21 protein-coding genes are annotated in these 20,168 nt (G+C 31.8%); 20 read left to right on the top strand and 1 reads right to left on the bottom strand.

The genetic code is table 11. The features are described 5' to 3' along the window. Positions 1-128: 128 nt before the first annotated feature. Positions 129-983, bottom strand: a complete 855-nt coding sequence (locus tag D2A34_RS03950; RefSeq protein WP_119365790.1) for an AraC family transcriptional regulator — start codon at positions 981-983, stop codon at positions 129-131. Positions 984-1,335: 352 nt separating this feature from the next. Between D2A34_RS03950 and D2A34_RS03945 the strand changes: the two genes are divergently transcribed. The 20 genes from D2A34_RS03945 to D2A34_RS03850 all read left to right on the top strand — a co-directional run bounded on the left by D2A34_RS03945 (position 1,336) and on the right by D2A34_RS03850 (position 20,166). Continuing rightward, positions 1,336-2,103 carry an IclR family transcriptional regulator gene (locus tag D2A34_RS03945; RefSeq protein WP_119365789.1) on the top strand — a complete coding sequence of 256 codons (768 nt, stop codon included), beginning with the start codon at positions 1,336-1,338 and terminating at the stop codon, positions 2,101-2,103. 89 nt (positions 2,104-2,192) lie between these two features. Then, entirely contained in the window at positions 2,193-3,077 is an 885-nt protein-coding gene (locus D2A34_RS03940) for a dihydrodipicolinate synthase family protein (RefSeq protein ID WP_079440443.1), read from the top strand. Between the two features lie 60 nt (positions 3,078-3,137). Then, positions 3,138-4,874 (top strand): dihydroxy-acid dehydratase, encoded by a 1,737-nt coding sequence (ilvD, locus tag D2A34_RS03935; protein WP_119365788.1) that lies wholly within the window; start codon positions 3,138-3,140, stop codon positions 4,872-4,874. 209 nt (positions 4,875-5,083) lie between these two features. After that, positions 5,084-6,736: a glycoside hydrolase family 43 protein gene (locus D2A34_RS03930; RefSeq protein WP_079440445.1), complete on the top strand. Its 1,653-nt coding sequence runs from the start codon at positions 5,084-5,086 to the stop codon at positions 6,734-6,736. 279 nt (positions 6,737-7,015) lie between these two features. Continuing rightward, positions 7,016-8,389, top strand: coding sequence for a glycoside-pentoside-hexuronide (GPH):cation symporter (locus D2A34_RS03925; RefSeq protein WP_079440446.1), 1,374 nt, complete (start codon positions 7,016-7,018; stop codon positions 8,387-8,389). Between the two features lie 348 nt (positions 8,390-8,737). Further along, positions 8,738-8,956 carry a hypothetical protein gene (locus D2A34_RS03920; protein WP_119365787.1) on the top strand — a complete coding sequence of 73 codons (219 nt, stop codon included), beginning with the start codon at positions 8,738-8,740 and terminating at the stop codon, positions 8,954-8,956. 3 nt (positions 8,957-8,959) lie between these two features. Further along, positions 8,960-9,634, top strand: a complete 675-nt coding sequence (hypB, locus tag D2A34_RS03915) for a hydrogenase nickel incorporation protein HypB (protein ID WP_119365786.1) — start codon at positions 8,960-8,962, stop codon at positions 9,632-9,634. A gap of 5 nt (positions 9,635-9,639) precedes the next feature. Then, positions 9,640-9,831: a twin-arginine translocase TatA/TatE family subunit gene (gene tatA / locus D2A34_RS03910; RefSeq protein WP_079440449.1), complete on the top strand. Its 192-nt coding sequence runs from the start codon at positions 9,640-9,642 to the stop codon at positions 9,829-9,831. Positions 9,832-9,848: 17 nt separating this feature from the next. After that, complete coding sequence (gene tatC, locus D2A34_RS03905; protein ID WP_079440450.1) at positions 9,849-10,589, top strand: twin-arginine translocase subunit TatC; 741 nt, start codon at positions 9,849-9,851, stop codon at positions 10,587-10,589. Between the two features lie 16 nt (positions 10,590-10,605). Then, positions 10,606-11,340 (top strand): twin-arginine translocase subunit TatC, encoded by a 735-nt coding sequence (gene tatC, locus D2A34_RS03900; RefSeq protein WP_182629304.1) that lies wholly within the window; start codon positions 10,606-10,608, stop codon positions 11,338-11,340. Positions 11,341-11,351: 11 nt separating this feature from the next. Next, positions 11,352-11,576, top strand: a complete 225-nt coding sequence (locus D2A34_RS03895) for a HypC/HybG/HupF family hydrogenase formation chaperone (protein ID WP_079440452.1) — start codon at positions 11,352-11,354, stop codon at positions 11,574-11,576. Beyond that, entirely contained in the window at positions 11,563-12,648 is a 1,086-nt protein-coding gene (gene hypD / locus D2A34_RS03890) for a hydrogenase formation protein HypD (protein WP_119365784.1), read from the top strand. The genes D2A34_RS03895 and hypD overlap by 14 nt, the downstream gene beginning before the upstream one ends. 46 nt (positions 12,649-12,694) lie before the next feature. Beyond that, the gene (hypE, locus tag D2A34_RS03885; RefSeq protein ID WP_079440454.1) at positions 12,695-13,705 is read left to right on the top strand and encodes a hydrogenase expression/formation protein HypE; all 1,011 of its coding nucleotides are present in this window, start codon (positions 12,695-12,697) and stop codon (positions 13,703-13,705) included. A gap of 44 nt (positions 13,706-13,749) precedes the next feature. After that, positions 13,750-14,805, top strand: coding sequence for an energy-coupling factor ABC transporter permease (locus D2A34_RS03880; protein WP_119365783.1), 1,056 nt, complete (start codon positions 13,750-13,752; stop codon positions 14,803-14,805). Positions 14,806-14,850: 45 nt separating this feature from the next. Continuing rightward, positions 14,851-15,663 (top strand): cobalt ECF transporter T component CbiQ, encoded by an 813-nt coding sequence (gene cbiQ / locus D2A34_RS03875; protein WP_079440456.1) that lies wholly within the window; start codon positions 14,851-14,853, stop codon positions 15,661-15,663. Then, positions 15,660-16,391 (top strand): energy-coupling factor ABC transporter ATP-binding protein, encoded by a 732-nt coding sequence (locus tag D2A34_RS03870; protein ID WP_119365782.1) that lies wholly within the window; start codon positions 15,660-15,662, stop codon positions 16,389-16,391. Before cbiQ ends, D2A34_RS03870 begins: the two co-directional genes overlap by 4 nt. 88 nt (positions 16,392-16,479) lie before the next feature. Next, positions 16,480-16,833, top strand: a complete 354-nt coding sequence (locus tag D2A34_RS03865) for a hydrogenase maturation nickel metallochaperone HypA/HybF (protein WP_119365781.1) — start codon at positions 16,480-16,482, stop codon at positions 16,831-16,833. 139 nt (positions 16,834-16,972) lie between these two features. Continuing rightward, a complete protein-coding gene (tatA, locus tag D2A34_RS03860) occupies positions 16,973-17,149 on the top strand; it encodes a twin-arginine translocase TatA/TatE family subunit (protein ID WP_119365780.1) in 177 nt (58 codons plus the stop codon). A gap of 192 nt (positions 17,150-17,341) precedes the next feature. Then, complete coding sequence (locus tag D2A34_RS27390) at positions 17,342-18,889, top strand: immunoglobulin-like domain-containing protein (protein WP_279221603.1); 1,548 nt, start codon at positions 17,342-17,344, stop codon at positions 18,887-18,889. A gap of 269 nt (positions 18,890-19,158) precedes the next feature. Continuing rightward, complete coding sequence (locus D2A34_RS03850) at positions 19,159-20,166, top strand: NADH-quinone oxidoreductase subunit B family protein (RefSeq protein WP_119365779.1); 1,008 nt, start codon at positions 19,159-19,161, stop codon at positions 20,164-20,166. The last annotated feature ends 2 nt before the right edge of the window (positions 20,167-20,168 follow it).

Below are 20,168 nucleotides of genomic sequence, written 5' to 3'. Positions count from 1 at the left end.
CCATTAGAAATATAATATATTGAAAAGTATAACGAACTTTATGATGAATTCCCTTTTTATAGCATAAAGTTATCATGATAAAACTGATACTAATTTAAAGGTAATTTTAATCTATTTGTTGAAATACTTTAGTTTTTTATATTAAATCCCAATAACCGCCTGCGCATTTCACTTGGTGTACATCCATAAGTATCCTTAAATAACTTCATAAACATTTTATAATTAGTAAAGCCATTTTTTTCAATAAGTTCAGTGACACTATAATCAGTGTTCACTAAATCAGTATAAAAGTGCTCCAATCGAATACTATTTAAATACTTTAAAAAGGTTGTGCCCATATATTTTTTGAAAAACCTTGAAAAATATTCTGGGTTTAATCTGACTTGGGCAGATATATCATCTAAGCTTATACACTCAGTATAATGCTTTTTAACATATTTTGTTATTAATTCTAATCTATTTAAATAACGAACTATTTTTTTTATATGTAATTTTGTTAAAGATGTGCTAAAGTTATTTACTAAAATAAATAATAAATCATAAATTAAACTATTAACTTTAAGTTTATAACCAAGGGATTTAGTTTTATAAATTTCTGCAAAAGATTTTAATAATGTTTTTATATCGTTTTGATAAGAAATCTTTTGTATATCTTTCGTATAAGGGTTGCATTCAAAGTAAATATTTTGAACATCCTCTATATTGTCTTCCAAAAGTTCATAGGGGATCTGTAACAAGATTGATGTATTGAAGTTTTTATTAGCTGTTGAGTGAATATCTCTTGGATTAATGACTATTAACTGGTCTTTTCCTATTAGATACTCAGAATTATTTATAGCTACTTCAAGATAACCATCTAAAATATAAATAATCTCCAGATGACTATGCCAATGCTTGGGAACAATTCTAGTGTCATCAGTTATATTAGCAAACATAACGCTAATGTCTTCATTTAGTTTAACTAATTCATGTTTAAATTTCATAAAAGCACCTACAATTTTTTTTATTTGAATGTTTATCTTATAACATACTGATAAATTCCATTAATTTCAGGATGAAAGTCAATTGCTTATTTAATTTATTATAGGTTGTGGGTAAACAAAGTTTTTAAAAAATAAATAAGACATTCTTTTGTGATATAATAATTTCGCTAAAAACATAAACACATCACATAAGGAATGACTCAAATATGATTATATCACCAAAGATTAAAAACGAAAATAATAATTATATATTTATTCAAATTATATAATTGACAAAATAAAAAGTGAGATATATAATAGGTACAAATATTGAAACGGCATTCCATATGTGGAATAATAAGGAGGAGATTGCTTGAATACAGCAATTTTAAGAGGAATAGAAATTCTAAAGTTTGTTGGACAAAGTGAGGAACCTGTAACAATAGCTGAAATAAGCAAATATCTTGATATACCTAAAACAAGTGTATTTAATATAGTTAATGCATTAGTAAGTGAAAAGTTTTTGTCAATAAGTAACATGAAATTAAAGAACTACGAATTAGGAGTAGGAGCTTTTGAGCTCGGAAGTTTATATTTAAATAAAATGGAATTAACTAAGATAGCTAGTACTACATTAGAACAATTATCTGATCAGGTAGGAGAAACAGTGTTTCTAGCAGTTGTAAACGATGATGAACTTGTATATTTGGATAAACGAGAGTCAAAAGGCACTTTAAGAACAACTGGTAATTTAGGATCTAGGACATCAATGTATTCAACAAGTTTAGGCAAGGCTATTTTAGCAACATATAATAATGTGCAGTTAAACAAATATTTTGAGCAAGTTACATTTGTTCCTAAAACTAAAAATACAATAATAGATAAAGAATGTTTGATAAAAAATTTAGATTTGATTAGAGAAAGAGGATATTCTATTTCTAATGAGGAAAATGAAGAAGGGTTATTTTGTATAGCTGTACCTATATATAATAGAGTTGGACATGCAATAGCAGCTGTATCTATTTCAACATTAAAGATAAAAATTAATGATGAACGAATTCGTATGTATGAGGAGTATATAACTAAGGCTGCTTTAGATATTTCTAAAAAATTAGGTTACGTAAAAGAGAGTCTGTTTTAATTTTTAAGATGATTTTATAGATCATCTTAAAAAAATGATTCAAATATAGAACGCTGTTTCAAATATGGAATGAATAAAGGAGGATTTTTATGTTTAAAGGAATTTATACACCATTAGTTACCATTTTTGATGAAAATGGAGGTATTGATAAAGAAAATTCAAAGGTATTAATTGAAAAATTAATCAATAATGGAGTTGATGGAATTGTTGTGCTTGGATCTGTTGGAGAATTTTTTAATTTTTCTTTAGAAGAAAAGAAAGATTATATTAAATTTGTGTCTGAAGTTATGAATGGAAGAACAAAATTAATAATCGGTACAGGAAGCAATAATATAGAAGAAGTTATAGAATTAAATAAATGTTCTAAAGAAGTAAATGCTAATGGTGTTTTGATTATAACTCCATACTTCTTTGGTCTAGATGAAAATTATATATATGAATACTATTCAACAGTAGCTAAAAATACGGAATTACCTATTATAATTTATAATTTTCCAGCTAGAACATCTATAAACGTATCGTATGAATTAGTACTTAGGTTAGCTAGTGAATTTAAAAATATTGTTGGTATAAAGGACACAACAGATTCTATAAGCAATGTTAGAAAATTTGTTCAAAAAATAAAGAAAGTTCACAAAGAGTTCTGTGTAATTTCCGGATTTGATGAATACTTAGTACCTAACTTATTATCAGGTGGTGACGGTATTATAGGTGGGTTAACAAATATAGATGCAAAGCTATTTATAGATACATATAAAGCTTTTTTAGATAAAGATTTTGAAAAATTATTAATTCTTCAAGATAAAATAAATAAATTAACTGAATTATATGACTTAACTAATCCATTTATAGTAGGACTTAAAGAAGCCGTTAAGATATCTTTAAAATTAGATATAAACACATCCCTTAGAAATTATGGCATCAAAGTTAATGAAGAGAGTAAAGAAAAAATAAAAGAACTTGTGCAAGGTTAAATAAATAATCACGAATAGATTTTAATTTTGAAATAATAACTATTTGAAAGGAGTTTTATAATGTTAGACGATTTTATGACACCTAAAAGTGCTTCTGAACGTAAGTTGTGGTCACAATTTGATTCCCTTCAAATGGGAATGGATTGGGATGAAGAAGACATAAAAAAACCTCAAATACTTATTGATGATGTATTTGGTGATAGTCACCCAGGAAGTTCTCATCTTATGGGATTAACACATCAAGTAAGTATTGGTGTGTATGAAAAAGGAGGGCGTCCAGGAGAATTTCATGTTACAGATGTTTGTGATGGATGCGCTCAAGGGCATAATGGAATGAATTTTGTATTAGCTTCAAGGGAAGTTATTGCAGATATGGTAGAAATTCATGGATCATTTGTTTCATGGGATGGAATGGTATTGATTTCTTCATGCGATAAATCAATTCCAGCTCATCTTAAAGCAGCCGCACGTATGGATATGCCAGCTATATTTGTTCCAGGTGGGAGTATGAGACCAGCGCCAGATATGTCTACATCTATTAAAGCTGGAGATATTTCATTAAGGGAAAAGAAAAAAGATGCCATAACTGCTCAAGAAGTTCGTGATTTTAAGTTGACTGGATGTCCGTCTGTGGGAGCTTGCCAATTTCTTGGTACTGCAAGCACTATGCAGTGTATGGCTGAAGCGTTGGGGTTAGCGTTACCAGGAAGTGCACTTGCTCCTGCAACAATGCGAGATATAACAGCTATGGCTAGAAAAGCCGGAAAGCAAATCATGAATTTAGTTAAAGCTAATATTACTACAAAGGATATACTTACTCCAGAAGCATTTTATAATGCAATTGTTATCCATGCGGCTATAGGTGGATCAACTAATGCAATGTTGCACCTCCCAGCTATAGCTCATGAACTTGACATAGAATTAAAGCCAGAACTATTTGATGAGATTAATCATAAAATCCCACATATAGGAAACATATATCCTAGTGGAGAGTATCCAACTGAAGCCTTTTGGTTTGCTGGAGGTATTCCTATGGTGCAGTGGTTGTTAAAGGATTATTTGAATTTAGATGTGCTAACAGTAACAGGTAAGACCCTAAGAGAAAATCTTGAGGATATAAAAAATGATGGTTTCTTTGACAGAATAGAAGGATATCTTCATAATTATGGATTAAATCGTGAGCAGTTAATAAAACCAGTTGAAACAACAAAGGAAATGGGATCTATTGCAGTTCTGAAAGGAAATTTAGCGCCAGAAGGTGCAGTGATCAAATATGCAGCAGTATCAGAAAATATGATGTATCATGTTGGAGCTGCAAGAGTATTCGATTGTGAAGAAGATTGTCATAATGCTGTAATTGAAGACAAGATTAATCCAGGAGAAGTCTTAATTATACGCTATGAGGGGCCAAGGGGATCTGGAATGCCAGAGATGCTTATGACAACAGAGGCTATAGTATGTGATAGTAGATTAAATGGATCAACAGTTTTATTAACAGATGGGCGGTTTTCAGGAGCCACAAGAGGACCATGTGTTGGACATATATCGCCTGAAGCAGCAACAGGAGGGCCAATTGCGTTAGTAAAAGATGGAGATTTAATTGAGCTTGATATAAAGGAACGAAAGTTAAATATTGTTGGAGTCAAGGAAAAATTATATGAATTGGAAGAGATAGATAAAATATTAGAAGAACGAAAAGCAAATTGGAGTATTCCTAAAGTAGAACCAAGAAAAGGGATATTTGGACGCTATACAAGGGGAGCAGTATCAGCAATGAAGGGTGCTTATTTAGAGTAATTTATACAATAATAAGTACTTTGTAAACGATTATTGATAAACGGCTAATTTAGTAAAAATATCTAAATTTTATAGGGAAAAATTAAAAATCAAAGTTCGCTTAAAGGATATTTATGACAAATGCAATTATATCAGGAGTTTATTAATTTTTATGATTTAGATAAAAATTATAAATAAATATTTAATCAGTTAAAGGAGAGAAGTTTACGATGAAAATTAAAAATCCAATATTAAGAGGATTTAATCCAGACCCGAGTATTTGTAGGGTAGGTGAGGACTATTATATTGCAGTATCCACTTTTGAATGGTTTCCTGGAGTGCAAATTTATCATTCTAAAGATTTAATTAATTGGAATTTAGTTGCTCGCCCTCTAAATAGAATTTCACAACTTGATATGAAAGGAAATGCTGATTCGGGTGGTATATGGGCTCCTTGTTTGAGCTATAGTGACAATAAATTTTGGCTGATATATACAGATGTAAAAGTTACAAAAGGAATTTGGAAAGATTGCTACAATTATTTAGTTACTTGTGAAACTATTGATGGAGATTGGAGTGAGCCAGTTAAGTTAAATGGTTCAGGTTTTGATCCTTCTTTATTCCATGATAACAATGGAAAAAAATATTTATTGAATATGCTGTTTGATAATAGGGTATATAACCATAGATTTGCAGGTATTGTAATGCAAGAATATTCTCCAGAAGAAGAAAAATTAATTGGGGAATCTAAACTGATTTTTAAGGGTACAGATCTTAAATTAACAGAAGGACCTCACTTATATCAGATTGGTGATTATTATTATCTTTTAACAGCTGAAGGTGGAACAAAATATGAGCATGCTGCTACACTAGCACGTTCTAAAAATATAGAAGGACCTTACGAAATACATCCAGATAATCCTATTCTTACTGCGTGGGACAAGCCTAGAAATGAATTACAAAAATGTGGTCATGCATCTATTGTACACACACATACTGATGAATGGTACTTAGTTCATTTAACAGGAAGGCCGCTTCCATCAGATGAAGTTCCTGGCACTGAAGTGAGAGGATATGATAAAGAAACTGGGAAACCACTTCCACATACAGCACCAAGAGGATATTGTCCACTTGGAAGAGAAACAGCTATCCAAAAACTTGAGTGGATTGATGGATGGCCATATGTAGTAGGTGGGAAGGAAGGTTCAATAGAAATTGATGCTCCTAACATGAAAGAAGTAAAATGGGAACCTAGTTTTAAGGAATTAGATCATTTTGACAATGATAAATTGAACATTAATTTTCAATCACTACGTATCCCATTAACTGAGGATATTATGTCTTTAACAGAAAACCCAGGAAACCTGAGATTATACGGAAAAGAATCATTAATATCTAAATTTACACAGGCTTTAGTAGCTAGAAGGTGGCAATCTTTTAATTTTGATGCGGGAACAAGTGTGTCATTCGATCCAGATACTTTTCAGCAATCAGCGGGTCTTGTATGCTACTACAACACAGAAAATTGGACAACAATTGATGTAACTTGGGATGAAGAAAAAGGAAGAGTAATTGATATTATTTCTTGTGATAACTTTGAATTTTCACAACCGCTAGCTCAAAATATGATACCTGTGCCAGAAAATGTTGAATATGTGCACTTAAAAGTAGAAGTAAGAGTTGAGGAGTATAAGTTCTTTTATTCATTTGATGGATCAGAATGGAATGAAATACCTATAAGTTTTGAATCTAAAAAATTATCAGATGATTATGTAGGTGGAGGAGCATGCTTTACAGGAGCATTTGTAGGTATGCACTGTAACGACGCTAGTGGAAACAGCAAACCAGCTGATTTTGATTACTTCATGTATAAAGAATTCTAATAGAAATCAAAAATTATATATTAAATATTAATAAGTAAACGATATTACTTATTAATATTTGCCTTGTGCTTCAAGTTTTTATCAATATTTAAATATATTGGATGAAAATATGAACACTTGACTTGAAAAGATTAGAAGACCAATGCTTGCGAAATTCCGCAAGCAACTATATAAACACTATTTATAATGGGGACAACTATGTCAAGAATATTAACGCTTACGCGGATATATGAAGCAGAGCATCAGTATTGTAAATTAAGAATCGAGGAGGAATTTTAAATGAACATTAGTCAAGCAAAAACTAAGATCTCAGAAAAAATTGGCATTAAAGAAAAGGTGGGATATGCTACAGGTGATTTAGCATGTAACTTTATTTATCAAACAGTAAGCAGTTACTTGCTATTCTTCTATACAGACGTTTTTGGAATTTCAGCTGCAGCAGCTGGATTCATGTTTCTAATTGTGAGAATGTTTGATGCTGTAATGGATCCACTTATTGGAACAGCAATTGATAAAACAAATACAAAATACGGAAGATTTCGTCCATACATTTTATATGGTGCCTTTCCGTTTGCGGGGGTAGCGATTCTTTGTTTCACAACTCCAGCATTCTCAGATCCTATGAAATTAGTATATGCCTATGTTACTTATATCTTATTATCAATAACCTATTCAGTAGTTAACATTCCTTATGCAGCACTTACTTCAGCAATTACTCAAGATAACAAGGAAGTTGTAAGCCTAACTTCAATTAGAATGCTATTTTCAAATACCGGGGGATTAATTGTTTCTTTTGGCGTACCGCTTTTAGCTGGAATATTTACAAATATGACTGGAAAAACAAGCACAGGATGGCAAATTACTATGTCAATAATGGGAGTTTTAGGTGCACTTTTACTAATATTTTGCTTCTTGAATACTCAAGAGCGTGTTGAAATCGATCACTCCGAAGATGCAAAAATCAATGTTAAAGATATTTTTATTCAGTTAAAGTCAAATCGTCCACTAGTTATCATATGTATGTTCTTCATTCTTAATTTTGGCGTTAACTCAATAGTTAATTCTGTTGGAATTTATTATGTTACTTATAATGTTGCAAGACCAGATTTAGTAAAATGGTATGGTTTAATGGGAACCCTACCCGCACTAATACTTATGCCGTTAATGCCATCAATGTATAAATGGATGGGTAAGAAAAAATTATTATTTACTGCTTTATCTTTGAAGGCAATTGGATTAATAGCTTTATTTGTTATTCCTGCAACAATGGTTCCACTTGTATTTACAGGACGATTAATCGCAGCATTGGGTACCATCACTGCGGGTGCATTCACATGGGCGCTAATTCCTGAAACTATCGATTATGGCCAATATAAGACAGGTAAACGTGCAAGTGGTGTTATTTATGCGTTAGTTGGATTCTTCTTCAAATTCGGTATGGCAATTGGAGGAATTGTTCCAGGGTTAATTTTAGCAAAATTCGGTTATGTTGCAAATCATGCTCAAACTGCGACAGCATTACATGGTATTTTAATTACAATGACTGCAATTCCAGTAGTATTTGTAATCATTGAGCTTGTTGCAATATTCTTCTATAACTTGGATGAAAAAGAACATAAAAGAGTACTTAATGAATTAAGTGCAAGAATGTAATTTTATATAATCCATGGTATTATAATGCTCAGTAATTGAGTCAAAACATTTATATAAAAGTCTCGGCGTTAATAGCCGAGGCTTTTTATGATGGTGTGTCGAGCACTTGGAGATAAGTAATGGTGAGCTTTTCAATGTGCCTAAGGAGCTTAAGTGTATCAGCAAATAAGCATCTACAGCAGACTAAATAGTTAATCAATTTCCATAATTTCATTAATTACTCATGATAGTTTTGAAACTGTCACTCTAGTTCATATGCTTAAGTGGAACTAGATGGAAAATTAACTATATGAAATCAATCAATAAAAAGATTGACATAAGAGGTAAATCTCAATATAATAATTGATAATGAGTATCAATACTAAGAGAAAAGAAAATTCAATAAGTTGTAATGATTTTAGAGTTAATGCAATATCATTACAAAAATATACTACAACACTTAGAGGGCAAATAATTAAGCAAATAGCCATATTAAAGCATCGGGGGCCTCAATTCAAATCTAAAAATTTCCTAATAATATTTTTAAAAGAAAATAAATTTTATACTAACAAGATAAAAGGAGAATAAGAAATGAGCGAAATTAAAGTTGTAACAAACATACTTCAAACAAATGAGGAGATAACTGCAAAAAATAAAAAAATGCTAGATGAAAAGGGGATTTTTGTAGTCAATCTTATGAGCTCACCAGGTTCTGGAAAGACTTCAATTTTAGAAAAGATGATCTCAAAATTAAAGGATGAAATTAATATTGCGGTTATAGAAGGTGATATATACACTACAAAAGATGCAGAAAGAATTGAGGCTCAAGGAGTTCCAGTTGTACAAATAAATACTGGCGGGGCTTGTCATCTTGATGGAGAAATGATTAAGGGAGCACTAAATTCATTAGATTTAGAAGCTATAGACTTATTAGTCATCGAAAATGTTGGGAATTTAGTTTGCCCAGCAGAGTTTGAAATTGGAGAAGATATAAAGGTATCTGTATTAAGTACTACAGAAGGTAATGATAAGCCTTTAAAATACCCATTAATGTTTGAAAAAAGTGGAGTAGTAATTTTAAATAAAACTGATCTTATAGAATTTACAAACTTTAATAAAGAAGAGTTTTATGAAGATATAAAATCTTTAAATGCAAATGCTCTAATATTTGAAACTTCTTGTACAAAGGATGAGGGAGTAAATGAAATATGCAACTGGGTTAAAGAAAAAGTAGAAAATAAAAGAAATTCATATATTAAGGAGTGAATAATATGCCAAGTTTAGGTTTTCCAGAATTAATATTAATTTTAGTTATTGCTTTGATTATATTTGGTCCAGGTAAGTTGCCTTCTGTTGGGGCATCTATTGGGAAAGCATTAAATGAATTTAAAAAAGCTTCAAGAGAACTGACTAAGGATGATGTGGATGAGAAGATAAGCCAAGAAGAAAAAGCAGTTAAATAGTGTTTTGAGGTATTGAAATGATTAATAGTGAACAAATTGTTGGTGCTGTACAAGTACTTAATAAATACAGAACGGAGATAGTAAGACAGGTTATTTTGTTAATACTTATAATGATAGTGGTTTATTTTAGTTCAGGGTATGTAATAAATATTCTGACTAAGCCATTAAATGATCTTCCACTATTTTTTCTAACACCAATGGAAGGTGTTATGGTAAAAATGAAAATAGCCATTGTAGGTGGAATAATATTATTTCTGCCTTTGGTCACATATAGAATTATATTTCTTGCTTCAGCTAAAATATCTGCGAAAAATAGGAGAATGCTTTACTTCTTAATAATCCCTTTTGCAATTATAGCTTTTATTGGGGGAGTAGTATTTACATATACCTTAGTTCTTCCTGCTGCCATTGATTTTTTACTTAGCAGTGGAAATGAATTTATGAGTGCTACAATAAGCGGTGGCAGCTATTTTTCATTTGTCACTATATTTCTTGTGGCCATAGGTGCAGTATTTGAATTACCACTGGTATTTGTAGTACTTGCGAAATTTGGAATAGTTACATATAAATTTCTTTCAGAAAAAAGGAAAATGTCTATTTTACTTATTTCTATAGTAGCTGCAATAATTACCCCAACACCAGATATATTTTCTATGATAATTGTAGCTTTACCTATGATGGTATTGTATGAAATTAGTATATGGTGGATTTTTATTCTTGAAAAAAGTAATAAAAACAAAACTTATTTAGTAAATTAAACTGGAGAGTGTAAGTTTGAACGAAAAGGAAATAGCAGTAACTGAGCATTTAGAAGAATTGAGAAAAAGAATAATAATATCATTAGTTTCAATAACAGTTGCTTCAGCAATTGCCTATAGCAAAATTATACTTTTAATTGAATTTATGATGAAGCCTTTAAGAGGTTTGAATCTAGAACTAGTATTTTTTTCGCTGACAGAAGGCTTTATAACTCGATTTAAATTAGCCGTACTTGTAGGTATAGTTTGTATGAGCCCTATAATATTTTATGAAATTATAGCGTTCATAATACCAGGTTTGAAGAAGAAGGAAAAAGTGCTTCTATATTGTAGTATATTTTTTTTATGCGTATTTTTCATTTCGGGAATATTATTTGGGTACATTATTCTTTTGCCTTATGTATTAAATTTTTTAATGAATTATAGTCAAAGTTATTTGAATCCAATTTTATCAGGAAGCATGTATTTAGGTTTTATCGGTGCTTTTTGCTTAGTGATGGGTTTTATATTTATAATTCCTTTACTCCTGTTAATCTTAGGTTTGGTTGGAGTTATAAATTCTAAGATTTTGAGGAAAAGCAGAAGATATATGATATTAGGACTAGCAGCAATTGAACTTAGCTTTATTCCAGCGACGGATATGCTTACTTTTTTTGTTGTTATTTTACCTGTTTTAGTAATTTATGAAATAGCCATATGGATTATATATTTTATTGAAAAAAGAAAAATGAAAAAGATTGATTTAGAATAGGAGGTAAAGAAATGTGTCTTGCAGTTCCAGGAAAGGTTATAGAAATAAACGATACAAAGGCTTCTATTGAGGTTGGAAATGTTAAAAGAGAAGTTTATGTTCAGCTCGTACCAGAAGTTAAGTTAGGAGATTATGTTCTTGTACATGCTGGCTGTGCTATTGAAATTGTAGATGAAGAAGAGGCTTTGAAGACTCTTGAGATACTAAAGGAGTTTGCAGAAGATGAAATTTGTTGAGGAATTTAGAAATGAGGAATTAGCCAAGAGTCTTGTGAAGAAATTGCAAGAGTTTACTGATGTAAATGTAAATATAATGGAGGTATGTGGAACCCATACAATGTCTATATTCAGATATGGCATTAGAAGTATATTGCCAAAGAATATAAATCTAATATCTGGGCCTGGATGTCCTGTATGTGTTACTCCTCAAAGTTACATGGATGCAGCAATTGAATTAGCTTCTAGGAAAGATGTAATAATAACTACTTTTGGAGATATGATGAGAGTTCCAGGTAAAAAAGGTTCTTTGCTTAAGAAAAAAGCTGAAGGAGCAGATGTAAGAATCGTTTATTCACCAATGGATTCCATAACAATTGCACAAAATAATCCTAGTAAAAAAGTTATTTTCTTATCTGTAGGTTTTGAGACTACAACACCAATGACAGCACTTACTGCTATGGAAGCAAAGAAGAAAAATGTGGGGAATTTATTATTTTTAACGGCTCATAAAATAGTGCCTCCAGCAATGGAAGCTCTTGTTCAAGATAAAGAGTTAAAACTTGATGGATTTTTGTTACCTGGACATGTAAGCGCAATAATAGGCACTAAGCCCTATGAATTTTTAAGTGAAAAGCATGGAATTCCAGCTGTAGTTACAGGGTTTGAACCGACTGATATACTGCAAGGAATAAATACTTTGATTACAATGATTCATAAAAAGGAGCATAAAATAACAAACGAATATAAGAGGATTGTTAGAGCTGATGGAAATGCTGTTGCAATGCAATATTTAGATCAAGTGTTTGATGTGGTTGATTCTAGATGGAGAGGGATTGGCCTAATACCCGGCAGTGGATATATATTTAACAAGAACTTTGAGGAATTTGATGCTTTAAAACATTTTAAAATTGAGTATGAAGAGTATGATGGAAGCCCAGGATGTAGATGTGGAGAAATACTTAAAGGAAAAATAACGCCACTTCAATGTCCTTTATTTAAAAAAGCATGTACACCAGAAAACCCTATTGGTTCTTGTATGGTTTCTTCAGAAGGTACTTGTGCGGCTTTCTATAGATATCACAGTGTATAAGATACAATGAATAAAATATAAATCAAGCGTGGAGGTAAATTTGTAGATGAGTGATAATCAGATATTATTAAGTCATGGAAGTGGTGGCAAACAAACTAATAGCTTAATTAGTGATTTGTTTCTTAAATATTTTAATAATTCTATAATTAGCGAAATGAACGATGCAGCGCAGCTTACCCTAGAAGGTAATAAGATTGCCTTTACTACAGATTCATTCGTTGTAAATCCAATCTTCTTTAATGGAGGAAACATAGGGAAACTTGCAGTTTGTGGAACTGTTAATGATATAGCGGTAAGTGGAGCTAAACCTTTATTTCTAAGCAGTGCTTTTATCATAGAAGAAGGATTTGAAAAGGACAAGCTCGAAGAAATTGTAAAAGCAATGGCAGAAGAGGCGGAAAAGGCAGGAATTAAGATTGTAGCTGGTGATACAAAAGTAGTTGAAAAGGGAAGTGCAGATGGGATATTCATAAATACCACTGGCATTGGAACTATTAGAGATAATGTAAATATTAAGGCATGTAATGCAATGCCTGGAGATGTAGTAATAGTTAATGGAACTCTTGGTGACCATGGAATAACAATTATGTGTGAAAGAAATGGACTCGGTTTTGATGGAGATATTAAGAGTGATTGTGCATCATTAAATGGATTAATAGAATCAATGCTGGAAGTTTGTCCTAGTATACATGTATTAAGAGATGCTACAAGGGGAGGCGTAGCAGCAGTTTTAAATGAAATAGCAGAAGCGAGCAATGTTTCAATTAGACTGAGGGAAAAAAGTATACCTGTAAAAAATGAAATTTTAGGAGTATGCGAATTTTTAGGATTAGATCCTCTGTACATCGCTAATGAAGGAAAGCTTTGTGTATTTGTGCCTGAAGAATATGCAGATGAGGTTCTAGAGATAATGAAAAAGCATCCATTAGGTACTGATTCTTCTATAATAGGCAAAGTGGTTGAAAGCGGCAATAGCAAAGTCTATATTGATACAGTAGTAGGGGGGCAGCGAATTGTTGATATGCCTTCAGGGCAGCAGCTTCCTAGAATCTGTTAATTAGAAAAACATAAGATATTTTTTAGTAGAGGAGAATGAAGAAAATGCATATGGCAGATGCCTTAATTTCCCCAGCAGTTGGAGGAGCAATGTTTGCAGCAACAGCTGGAGTTTATACATATTCTGTAAGGAAAATAAAAACTGAATTAGATAATAAAAAAATACCTTTAATGGGGGTCATGGGGGCCTTCGTATTTGCAGCTCAAATGATTAATTTCTCCATTCCTGGTACTGGTTCAAGTGGTCATATTGGAGGAGGATTATTGCTTTCAATTATACTTGGGCCTTATGCTGCATTTTTAACAATGGCTTCAATACTTTTAATTCAAGCACTTTTCTTTGCAGATGGAGGATTGTTAGCTTACGGGGCTAATGTTTTTAACCTCGGATTCTATACATGTTTTATTGCATACCCTTTAATTTATAAGTTTCTTACTAGGAGTAACGATTCAACTAAAAGAATTTTTATTGCATCTACAGCTGCAGCGTTATTTGGATTGCAGGCGGGAGCTTTTAGCATTGTAATTGAAACTCTTCTTTCTGGAAGAAGTGAGCTACCTTTTACTACATTCCTTCTTTTAATGCAACCAATTCATCTTGTAATTGGAATTGTGGAAGGTCTTTTGACAGGAGCAGTTATTTCCTTTGTACTCAAGGCGAGTCCAGAAGTTATAGAAAAAGCTGAAAAGGGTGAGGCATTAGGAAGTATTTCGGTTAAAAAGGTTTTTGTGAGCACTATAATAGCCATTTTCTTAATAGGAGGAATTTTTTCTTGGTTTGCGTCTAGTAATCCAGATGGGCTAGAGTGGTCAATATTTAAGGTAACTGGCCAAACTGAGTTGAAAACAGAAGATAGTATTTACTCAGAATTGTCGCAATTACAGAGCAAGGTTGCTGTTTTTCCTGATTATAGTTTTAAGGAGTCAAAAGAAACGCAAAAAGAAGATAAAAATTTAACAGAAATAACACCAAGCATAGTTAATGTTGGAACAAGCATCTCAGGAATTCTAGGTGGAATTGTTACGTTGATAATAGCCGGAGGAACGGGAGTTATTATAAGTATATTTAAAAATAAAAAAGAAAAGATGCCTACAAGTTAAAATGGGAAATATATCTAATATTTATTATAAGGATTGATTTAATATATGGAGAGTATAAACAATTCGATTTATAACTTACGTTTTCTTGATGAAACAGCTTATAAAAAGTCATTAGTTCATAGCATAAACCCTGTTGCAAAATTGTTTGTTACTTTATTATATTCAATGATTGTAATATCTTTTGATAAATATGATATTTCAGGAGTAGTACCATTTGTTTTTTATCCTATTATCATTTTTGTATTATCAGGTGTACCTTACTCACCTGTACTCAAGAGAATGTTTGTTGCAATGCCATTTGTTCTTGGAGTAGGTATACTTAATCCGATTTTTGATACAAGAATACACATAGAAATATTAGGTATTGGTATCTTTGGTGGATGGATTTCTTTTGTTTCATTAATAATAAAATCTAGCTTGACTATTTTAGCAGGATTATTATTAATTTCTACTACTAAGGCTCATGAAATAGCATGGGCACTTAGAAAAATCGGAGTACCAAAAATATTTGTTATTCAATTTCTTTTAACATACAGGTATATTTTTATACTTTCAGAAGAGGTATTAAAAATAATAAAAGCTTATAATTTAAGGTCTCCTTTTAAAAATACAGTGACTCTTAAAGTATCAGGATCTCTTTTAGGACAAATGCTTATGAGATCAATTGATAGGGCAAATAGGGTATATAATGCAATGATATTAAGAGGCTTTGATGGTGAATACTTTTATAATCACAAAAATAAATTATTAATTGCTTCTTTGACATATTTTTTTCTATGGACAATATTTATTATAACTTTAAGGTTTGTTAATATTTCTGAATTATTAGGTAATCTTTTAATGGGGGTGCTTAGATGAGTCATCATTTTGTAGAATGTAAAGACATATATTACTCATATCCAGATGGGAAAAAAGCTATTAATGGAATTAATTTTAGGATAAATCATGGTGAATCAGTTGGTATAGTTGGAGCAAATGGAGCAGGTAAATCAACTCTTTTAAATTTGCTATTTGGAATAGTGAGTCCTATGAAAGGTTCAATAAACATCGGAGATATCCCAATGACTAAAAAAACACTGCCAATTATTCGTCAAAGGATGGGGCTTGTATTTCAAGATGTAGATAATCAACTGTTCATGCCATCGGTTTATGATGATGTAGCTTTTGGTGCTAGAAATTACAAATTTGATGAAGATGAAGTAAAAAGAAGAGTTTTAAAAGCTCTTGAGACTGTTGGATGCCTGCATCTTAAAGATAAGCCACCTTATAGACTTTCTGGAGGAGAAAAAAGATCAGTAGCAATAGCGACAGTATTATCCATGGAACCAGATATTCTTGTTATGGATGAGCCTACTGCAGAGCTAGATCCCAAATCAAGAAGAAATTTAATGAAACTTCTAAAGGAGCTTAATCACACAAGGATTATTACTACCCACGATATGGATATGGTTTGGGAAACTTGTGAGAGAACAATCATAATTAAGGATGGCACTATTATTGCTGACGGATTAACAAAGGAAATTTTATGCAACAAAGAATTGCTAGAGAGTAGTTGCTTGGAGATGCCTTTATGTATCCAAAATTAAGAAGCTTTTCAAGCAATGATAGAAGAATGAGAATTATATAAATAATAGATGATTTACAAATTATTTTTAGTAAGTGAGTTGAAGTTAAGTGCATGAAGTTTCAATTATAAATGGGGTTATTGATATAGTATTAGAAAAAGCCCGTGAAAATAAATTAAAAAATATTAATAAAATAACTTTAAAAATAGGAGATTTCTCTGGAGTTATGAAAGATTCTCTTATGTTTGCCTTTCAGAGTGCTTCAAAGGAAACTGCATTAGATAATACAGAATTAATAATTGAAAGAGTTAAAGCCACAGGAGAGTGCAGCAATTGTAATATTATATTCGAAATTGAGCATTTTAATAAGTTATGCCCAAAATGCAATGAATTTTGCTGCAATATATTAACAGGATATGAATTATATATAGATACAATCGATGGAGATGAATACGACTCTTGAATAAAGGTTTAACTATTAAATTCATATTAAAACTTAAATAATATGAATAAACATAAGGTTATTGAATTTAAAGAGATTTAACTAGAGAGAGTAAATAAAAAATTGTATTAACAGTACATAAATTAGGGGGAAGAAAAGTATGCCAAGTTTAGGATTTCCTGAATTGATTTTAATTTTAGTAATTGCCTTAATTATATTTGGACCTGGTAAATTACCTTCAGTAGGTTCAGCCATAGGAAAGGCATTAAGTGAGTTTAAAAAATCATCTAGAGATTTGATGAATGATGAACCAAATAGTAAAGACACAAAAATATAAAGCAAATAATAATATAGTGAACTCAGAGGTGAAATTATACATACTTCTTGGTGGCTCAATAAATATATGGATAAGAAAGTTTTTGAAAATACGCTAAATTATATATTTGTATTGATGATCAATATGAATATATTTTTTAAATATACTAAGCTGATAATGAATATCAGTATTAAGAAAAAAGGAGGAAACAAGTTGATTTTTAAAAAGAAAGTCAAAAAACTTTCAACATCTTTTATCGCATTTATTTGCGTTATAACATTTTTGTTTCCAAGCAAAATGGCGCTGGCAGAGAACTCAACAATACCAGTAATTACTTTGCTTGGAGATAAGACAGTATATGTAGCAACTGGAGCTATTTATGATGATCCAGGAGTAACCATTACTGATGATAAAGATACTAATTTGACCGCGACAATAACTGTAACAAACGTGGCAATAACGACTGGATCTGCAGTTACATATGAAGAAGGAGCTTATATGGTGTTCAATAAAGAGGGAACCTATGAATTACAATATAATGTTACTGATTCAGATAAGAATGTAGCAGCTAAAGCCACAAGAACCGTAGAAGTAAATACCATGGATGATGAAATCATCGATGATGATTACAATGTTGATGGTTACAATACTGATTTAAGCTTCCAACTTTTAAGTGATTCAGAAATTGAGAATCTATTAGTAGGAGCAATAACCACACCAGCAGCAGTAGAGGTCACAAGAAAAGATGACACTCTAATAGCTGAAATAGTGAAATCTAATGGAAAGGAATTTACTACAAGTGCAGCTATAACATATGAGTGGTACAGAAATGATGAATTAGTCAAAAAGGGAAAAAATGATACTTATTCAATATCAAATGATGATAAAGGTAATAGTATTAAAGTAAAAGTAGAAGATTATAATTTAGAATCTGTACCTTTCTATATTTCTGAAGATGAATTACCAGTAACAACACCAGCATCAGTTTCAATAGCAATTAAAGGAACTGAAAAAGTTGGTTATACATTAACTGGTGAACTTATAGTAGAAGATGAGAGTGAAGTTACTACAGATTCAGCAGTAACCTATGAGTGGTATAGATTACCTAGCAAGGATTCTGAAAGTGGCACATTAGTAGGAGAAAACAAGACTTATAAGCTAGTTAGCAGTGATAATGGTATGTATATTAAATTGCTAATTACTTATGCAGGTGATGTTTATGAAGCTATCACTTCAAAGATTACTAAAAAGTCATCAAGTAGCAGTTCTAGCTCATCATCAAGTAGTGGTTCAAGTAATTCAAAAGATAATGAATCTACTACTAGCAATACTCAAGCTGATGCAACAAACAATAATCAAACTGGTACAACTAATAATACCTCTGCGGTACTAGTTAGGAGTTGGAGTCAAGTAGATGGTTATTGGTACTTAAAGGATGCAAGTGGTACTCCTTTAACAGGCTGGCAGCAAATAAGCGGAACTTGGTATTTATTAAACAGTAATGGAGCAATGGCAACAGGCTGGCAGCAAGTAAATGGAACTTGGTATTTATTAAATAGTGATGGAGCAATGGCAACAGGCTGGAAACAAGTAAATGGAGCTTGGTACCTATTAAACAGTAATGGAGCGATGGCGACAGGCTGGAAACAAGTAAATGGAACTTGGTATTTATTAAATAGTGATGGAGCAATGGCAACAGGCTGGAAACAAGTAAATGGAACTTGGTACTTCTTAAACAGTGATGGGTCACTTGCAGAATAGTCATACTAAATAATCAATAAAAACAGCTTGTCTGAATTATTATCAGACAAGCTGAAATATAATAAGGATTTATTCGATAGCTAGCATCCGTAGAACTTCCACTTCTTTGATATGGAAGTTAACGGCTACAAGCTCCTGGACTAGGTACCCCTTGAGGGTATAAGTTCAACTAAAATTCAGATGGGGATTAAACCCTACCTGAATCAAGTTTCACTTGATTAGTTCTATTAAGAATTCATTAAAATTTTAATGAGGAGGTAAATATACACATGAAAATGACAAGAAGAGATTTTCTAAAATGGATGGTAGCATCTGGTGTAGCTTTAGGAATGGGAAAGATGGATATTGCTAAGGCAGAAGAAATTATAAATTCAGCAACCTCTACACCTGTAATTTGGCTTCAGGCAGCAGGTTGTTCAGGCTGTACTTTATCATTTTTAGATATGGTTGAAAATGAGACATATGATAAGACAGTTGCATGTTATAACGCAGAAGATGTTTTAATGAATACAATAGATTTAAAATATCACAGCACCCTAATGGCTTCAGCTGCCAGCGAGTGTATGGAGGTACTTAACTCTGAATATAAGGAAAGTGGTTATATCCTTGTTGTTGAAGGAGGAATACCAACAGGGGAAAGCGGTAATTACTGTATAGTAGGAGAAAGAGATGGTAAGCCATTAACAGCAATGCAGGCACTAAAAGACTTTGCAGTAAATGCTAAATATATAATTGCAGCAGGAACTTGCTCTGCATTTAGAGGGGTTTCAGGAGCTGGAGATAATCTTACAGAAGTTAAAGCTGTAGATCAAATTCTTACTGAGTATGATAAGAAGATAATAAACTTACCAGGATGCCCAGTACACCCTTATATTCTTGGGGGGACTATAGTTAAGCTGTTATTAGGTGAAACTTTAGAAATGTTTACGGATACAGCAAGGACAAGTGGGGGTGATTCAACTCTTATGAATACAAAGAGACCAAAATATTTTTATCCAGCAGTTCTACATGGAAGTACTACTTGTCCGCTGTTAAAGTTTAACAAGAGCACGACCCTTGGAACTTGCAGGCAATGCTTCGAGAGAATGGGATGCAGAGGACATGATGCGAATACAATTGTCAGCTGCTATACAAAACTATGGGGCGTAGATTGGATGAATAAAAAAGGCTGTTTAGGAGCAGGAAGCATGTGTATAGGGTGTTCGAATCCTAGTTTCCCATTTACTACCAAAACAAATGGTGTTGCTACATCTAGCAGTATATATAACTTTAAGTAATA

Origin of the sequence: Clostridium chromiireducens, from assembly GCF_003575225.1 — a bacterium.
GTDB classification, from domain to species: Bacteria; Bacillota; Clostridia; order Clostridiales; family Clostridiaceae; genus Clostridium; species Clostridium chromiireducens.
Note: the sequence above shows the minus strand (reverse complement) of the source record. Positions and strands in the feature narration are given on the sequence as shown.

Excerpts from the sequence above, each read along its gene's own strand:
- D2A34_RS03950 (WP_119365790.1), bottom strand. The coding sequence starts at position 983 with ATGAAATTTAAACATGAATTAGTTAAACTAAATGAAGACATTAGCGTT.
- D2A34_RS03940 (WP_079440443.1), top strand. The coding sequence starts at position 2,193 with ATGTTTAAAGGAATTTATACACCATTAGTTACCATTTTTGATGAAAAT.
- ilvD (WP_119365788.1), top strand. The coding sequence starts at position 3,138 with ATGTTAGACGATTTTATGACACCTAAAAGTGCTTCTGAACGTAAGTTG.
- D2A34_RS03930 (WP_079440445.1), top strand. The coding sequence starts at position 5,084 with ATGAAAATTAAAAATCCAATATTAAGAGGATTTAATCCAGACCCGAGT.
- D2A34_RS03925 (WP_079440446.1), top strand. The coding sequence starts at position 7,016 with ATGAACATTAGTCAAGCAAAAACTAAGATCTCAGAAAAAATTGGCATT.
- D2A34_RS03920 (WP_119365787.1), top strand. The coding sequence starts at position 8,738 with ATGAGTATCAATACTAAGAGAAAAGAAAATTCAATAAGTTGTAATGAT.
- hypB (WP_119365786.1), top strand. The coding sequence starts at position 8,960 with ATGAGCGAAATTAAAGTTGTAACAAACATACTTCAAACAAATGAGGAG.
- tatA (WP_079440449.1), top strand. The coding sequence starts at position 9,640 with ATGCCAAGTTTAGGTTTTCCAGAATTAATATTAATTTTAGTTATTGCT.
- tatC (WP_079440450.1), top strand. The coding sequence starts at position 9,849 with ATGATTAATAGTGAACAAATTGTTGGTGCTGTACAAGTACTTAATAAA.
- D2A34_RS03895 (WP_079440452.1), top strand. The coding sequence starts at position 11,352 with ATGTGTCTTGCAGTTCCAGGAAAGGTTATAGAAATAAACGATACAAAG.
- hypD (WP_119365784.1), top strand. The coding sequence starts at position 11,563 with ATGAAATTTGTTGAGGAATTTAGAAATGAGGAATTAGCCAAGAGTCTT.
- hypE (WP_079440454.1), top strand. The coding sequence starts at position 12,695 with ATGAGTGATAATCAGATATTATTAAGTCATGGAAGTGGTGGCAAACAA.
- D2A34_RS03880 (WP_119365783.1), top strand. The coding sequence starts at position 13,750 with ATGCATATGGCAGATGCCTTAATTTCCCCAGCAGTTGGAGGAGCAATG.
- cbiQ (WP_079440456.1), top strand. The coding sequence starts at position 14,851 with ATGGAGAGTATAAACAATTCGATTTATAACTTACGTTTTCTTGATGAA.
- D2A34_RS03870 (WP_119365782.1), top strand. The coding sequence starts at position 15,660 with ATGAGTCATCATTTTGTAGAATGTAAAGACATATATTACTCATATCCA.
- tatA (WP_119365780.1), top strand. The coding sequence starts at position 16,973 with ATGCCAAGTTTAGGATTTCCTGAATTGATTTTAATTTTAGTAATTGCC.
- D2A34_RS03850 (WP_119365779.1), top strand. The coding sequence starts at position 19,159 with ATGAAAATGACAAGAAGAGATTTTCTAAAATGGATGGTAGCATCTGGT.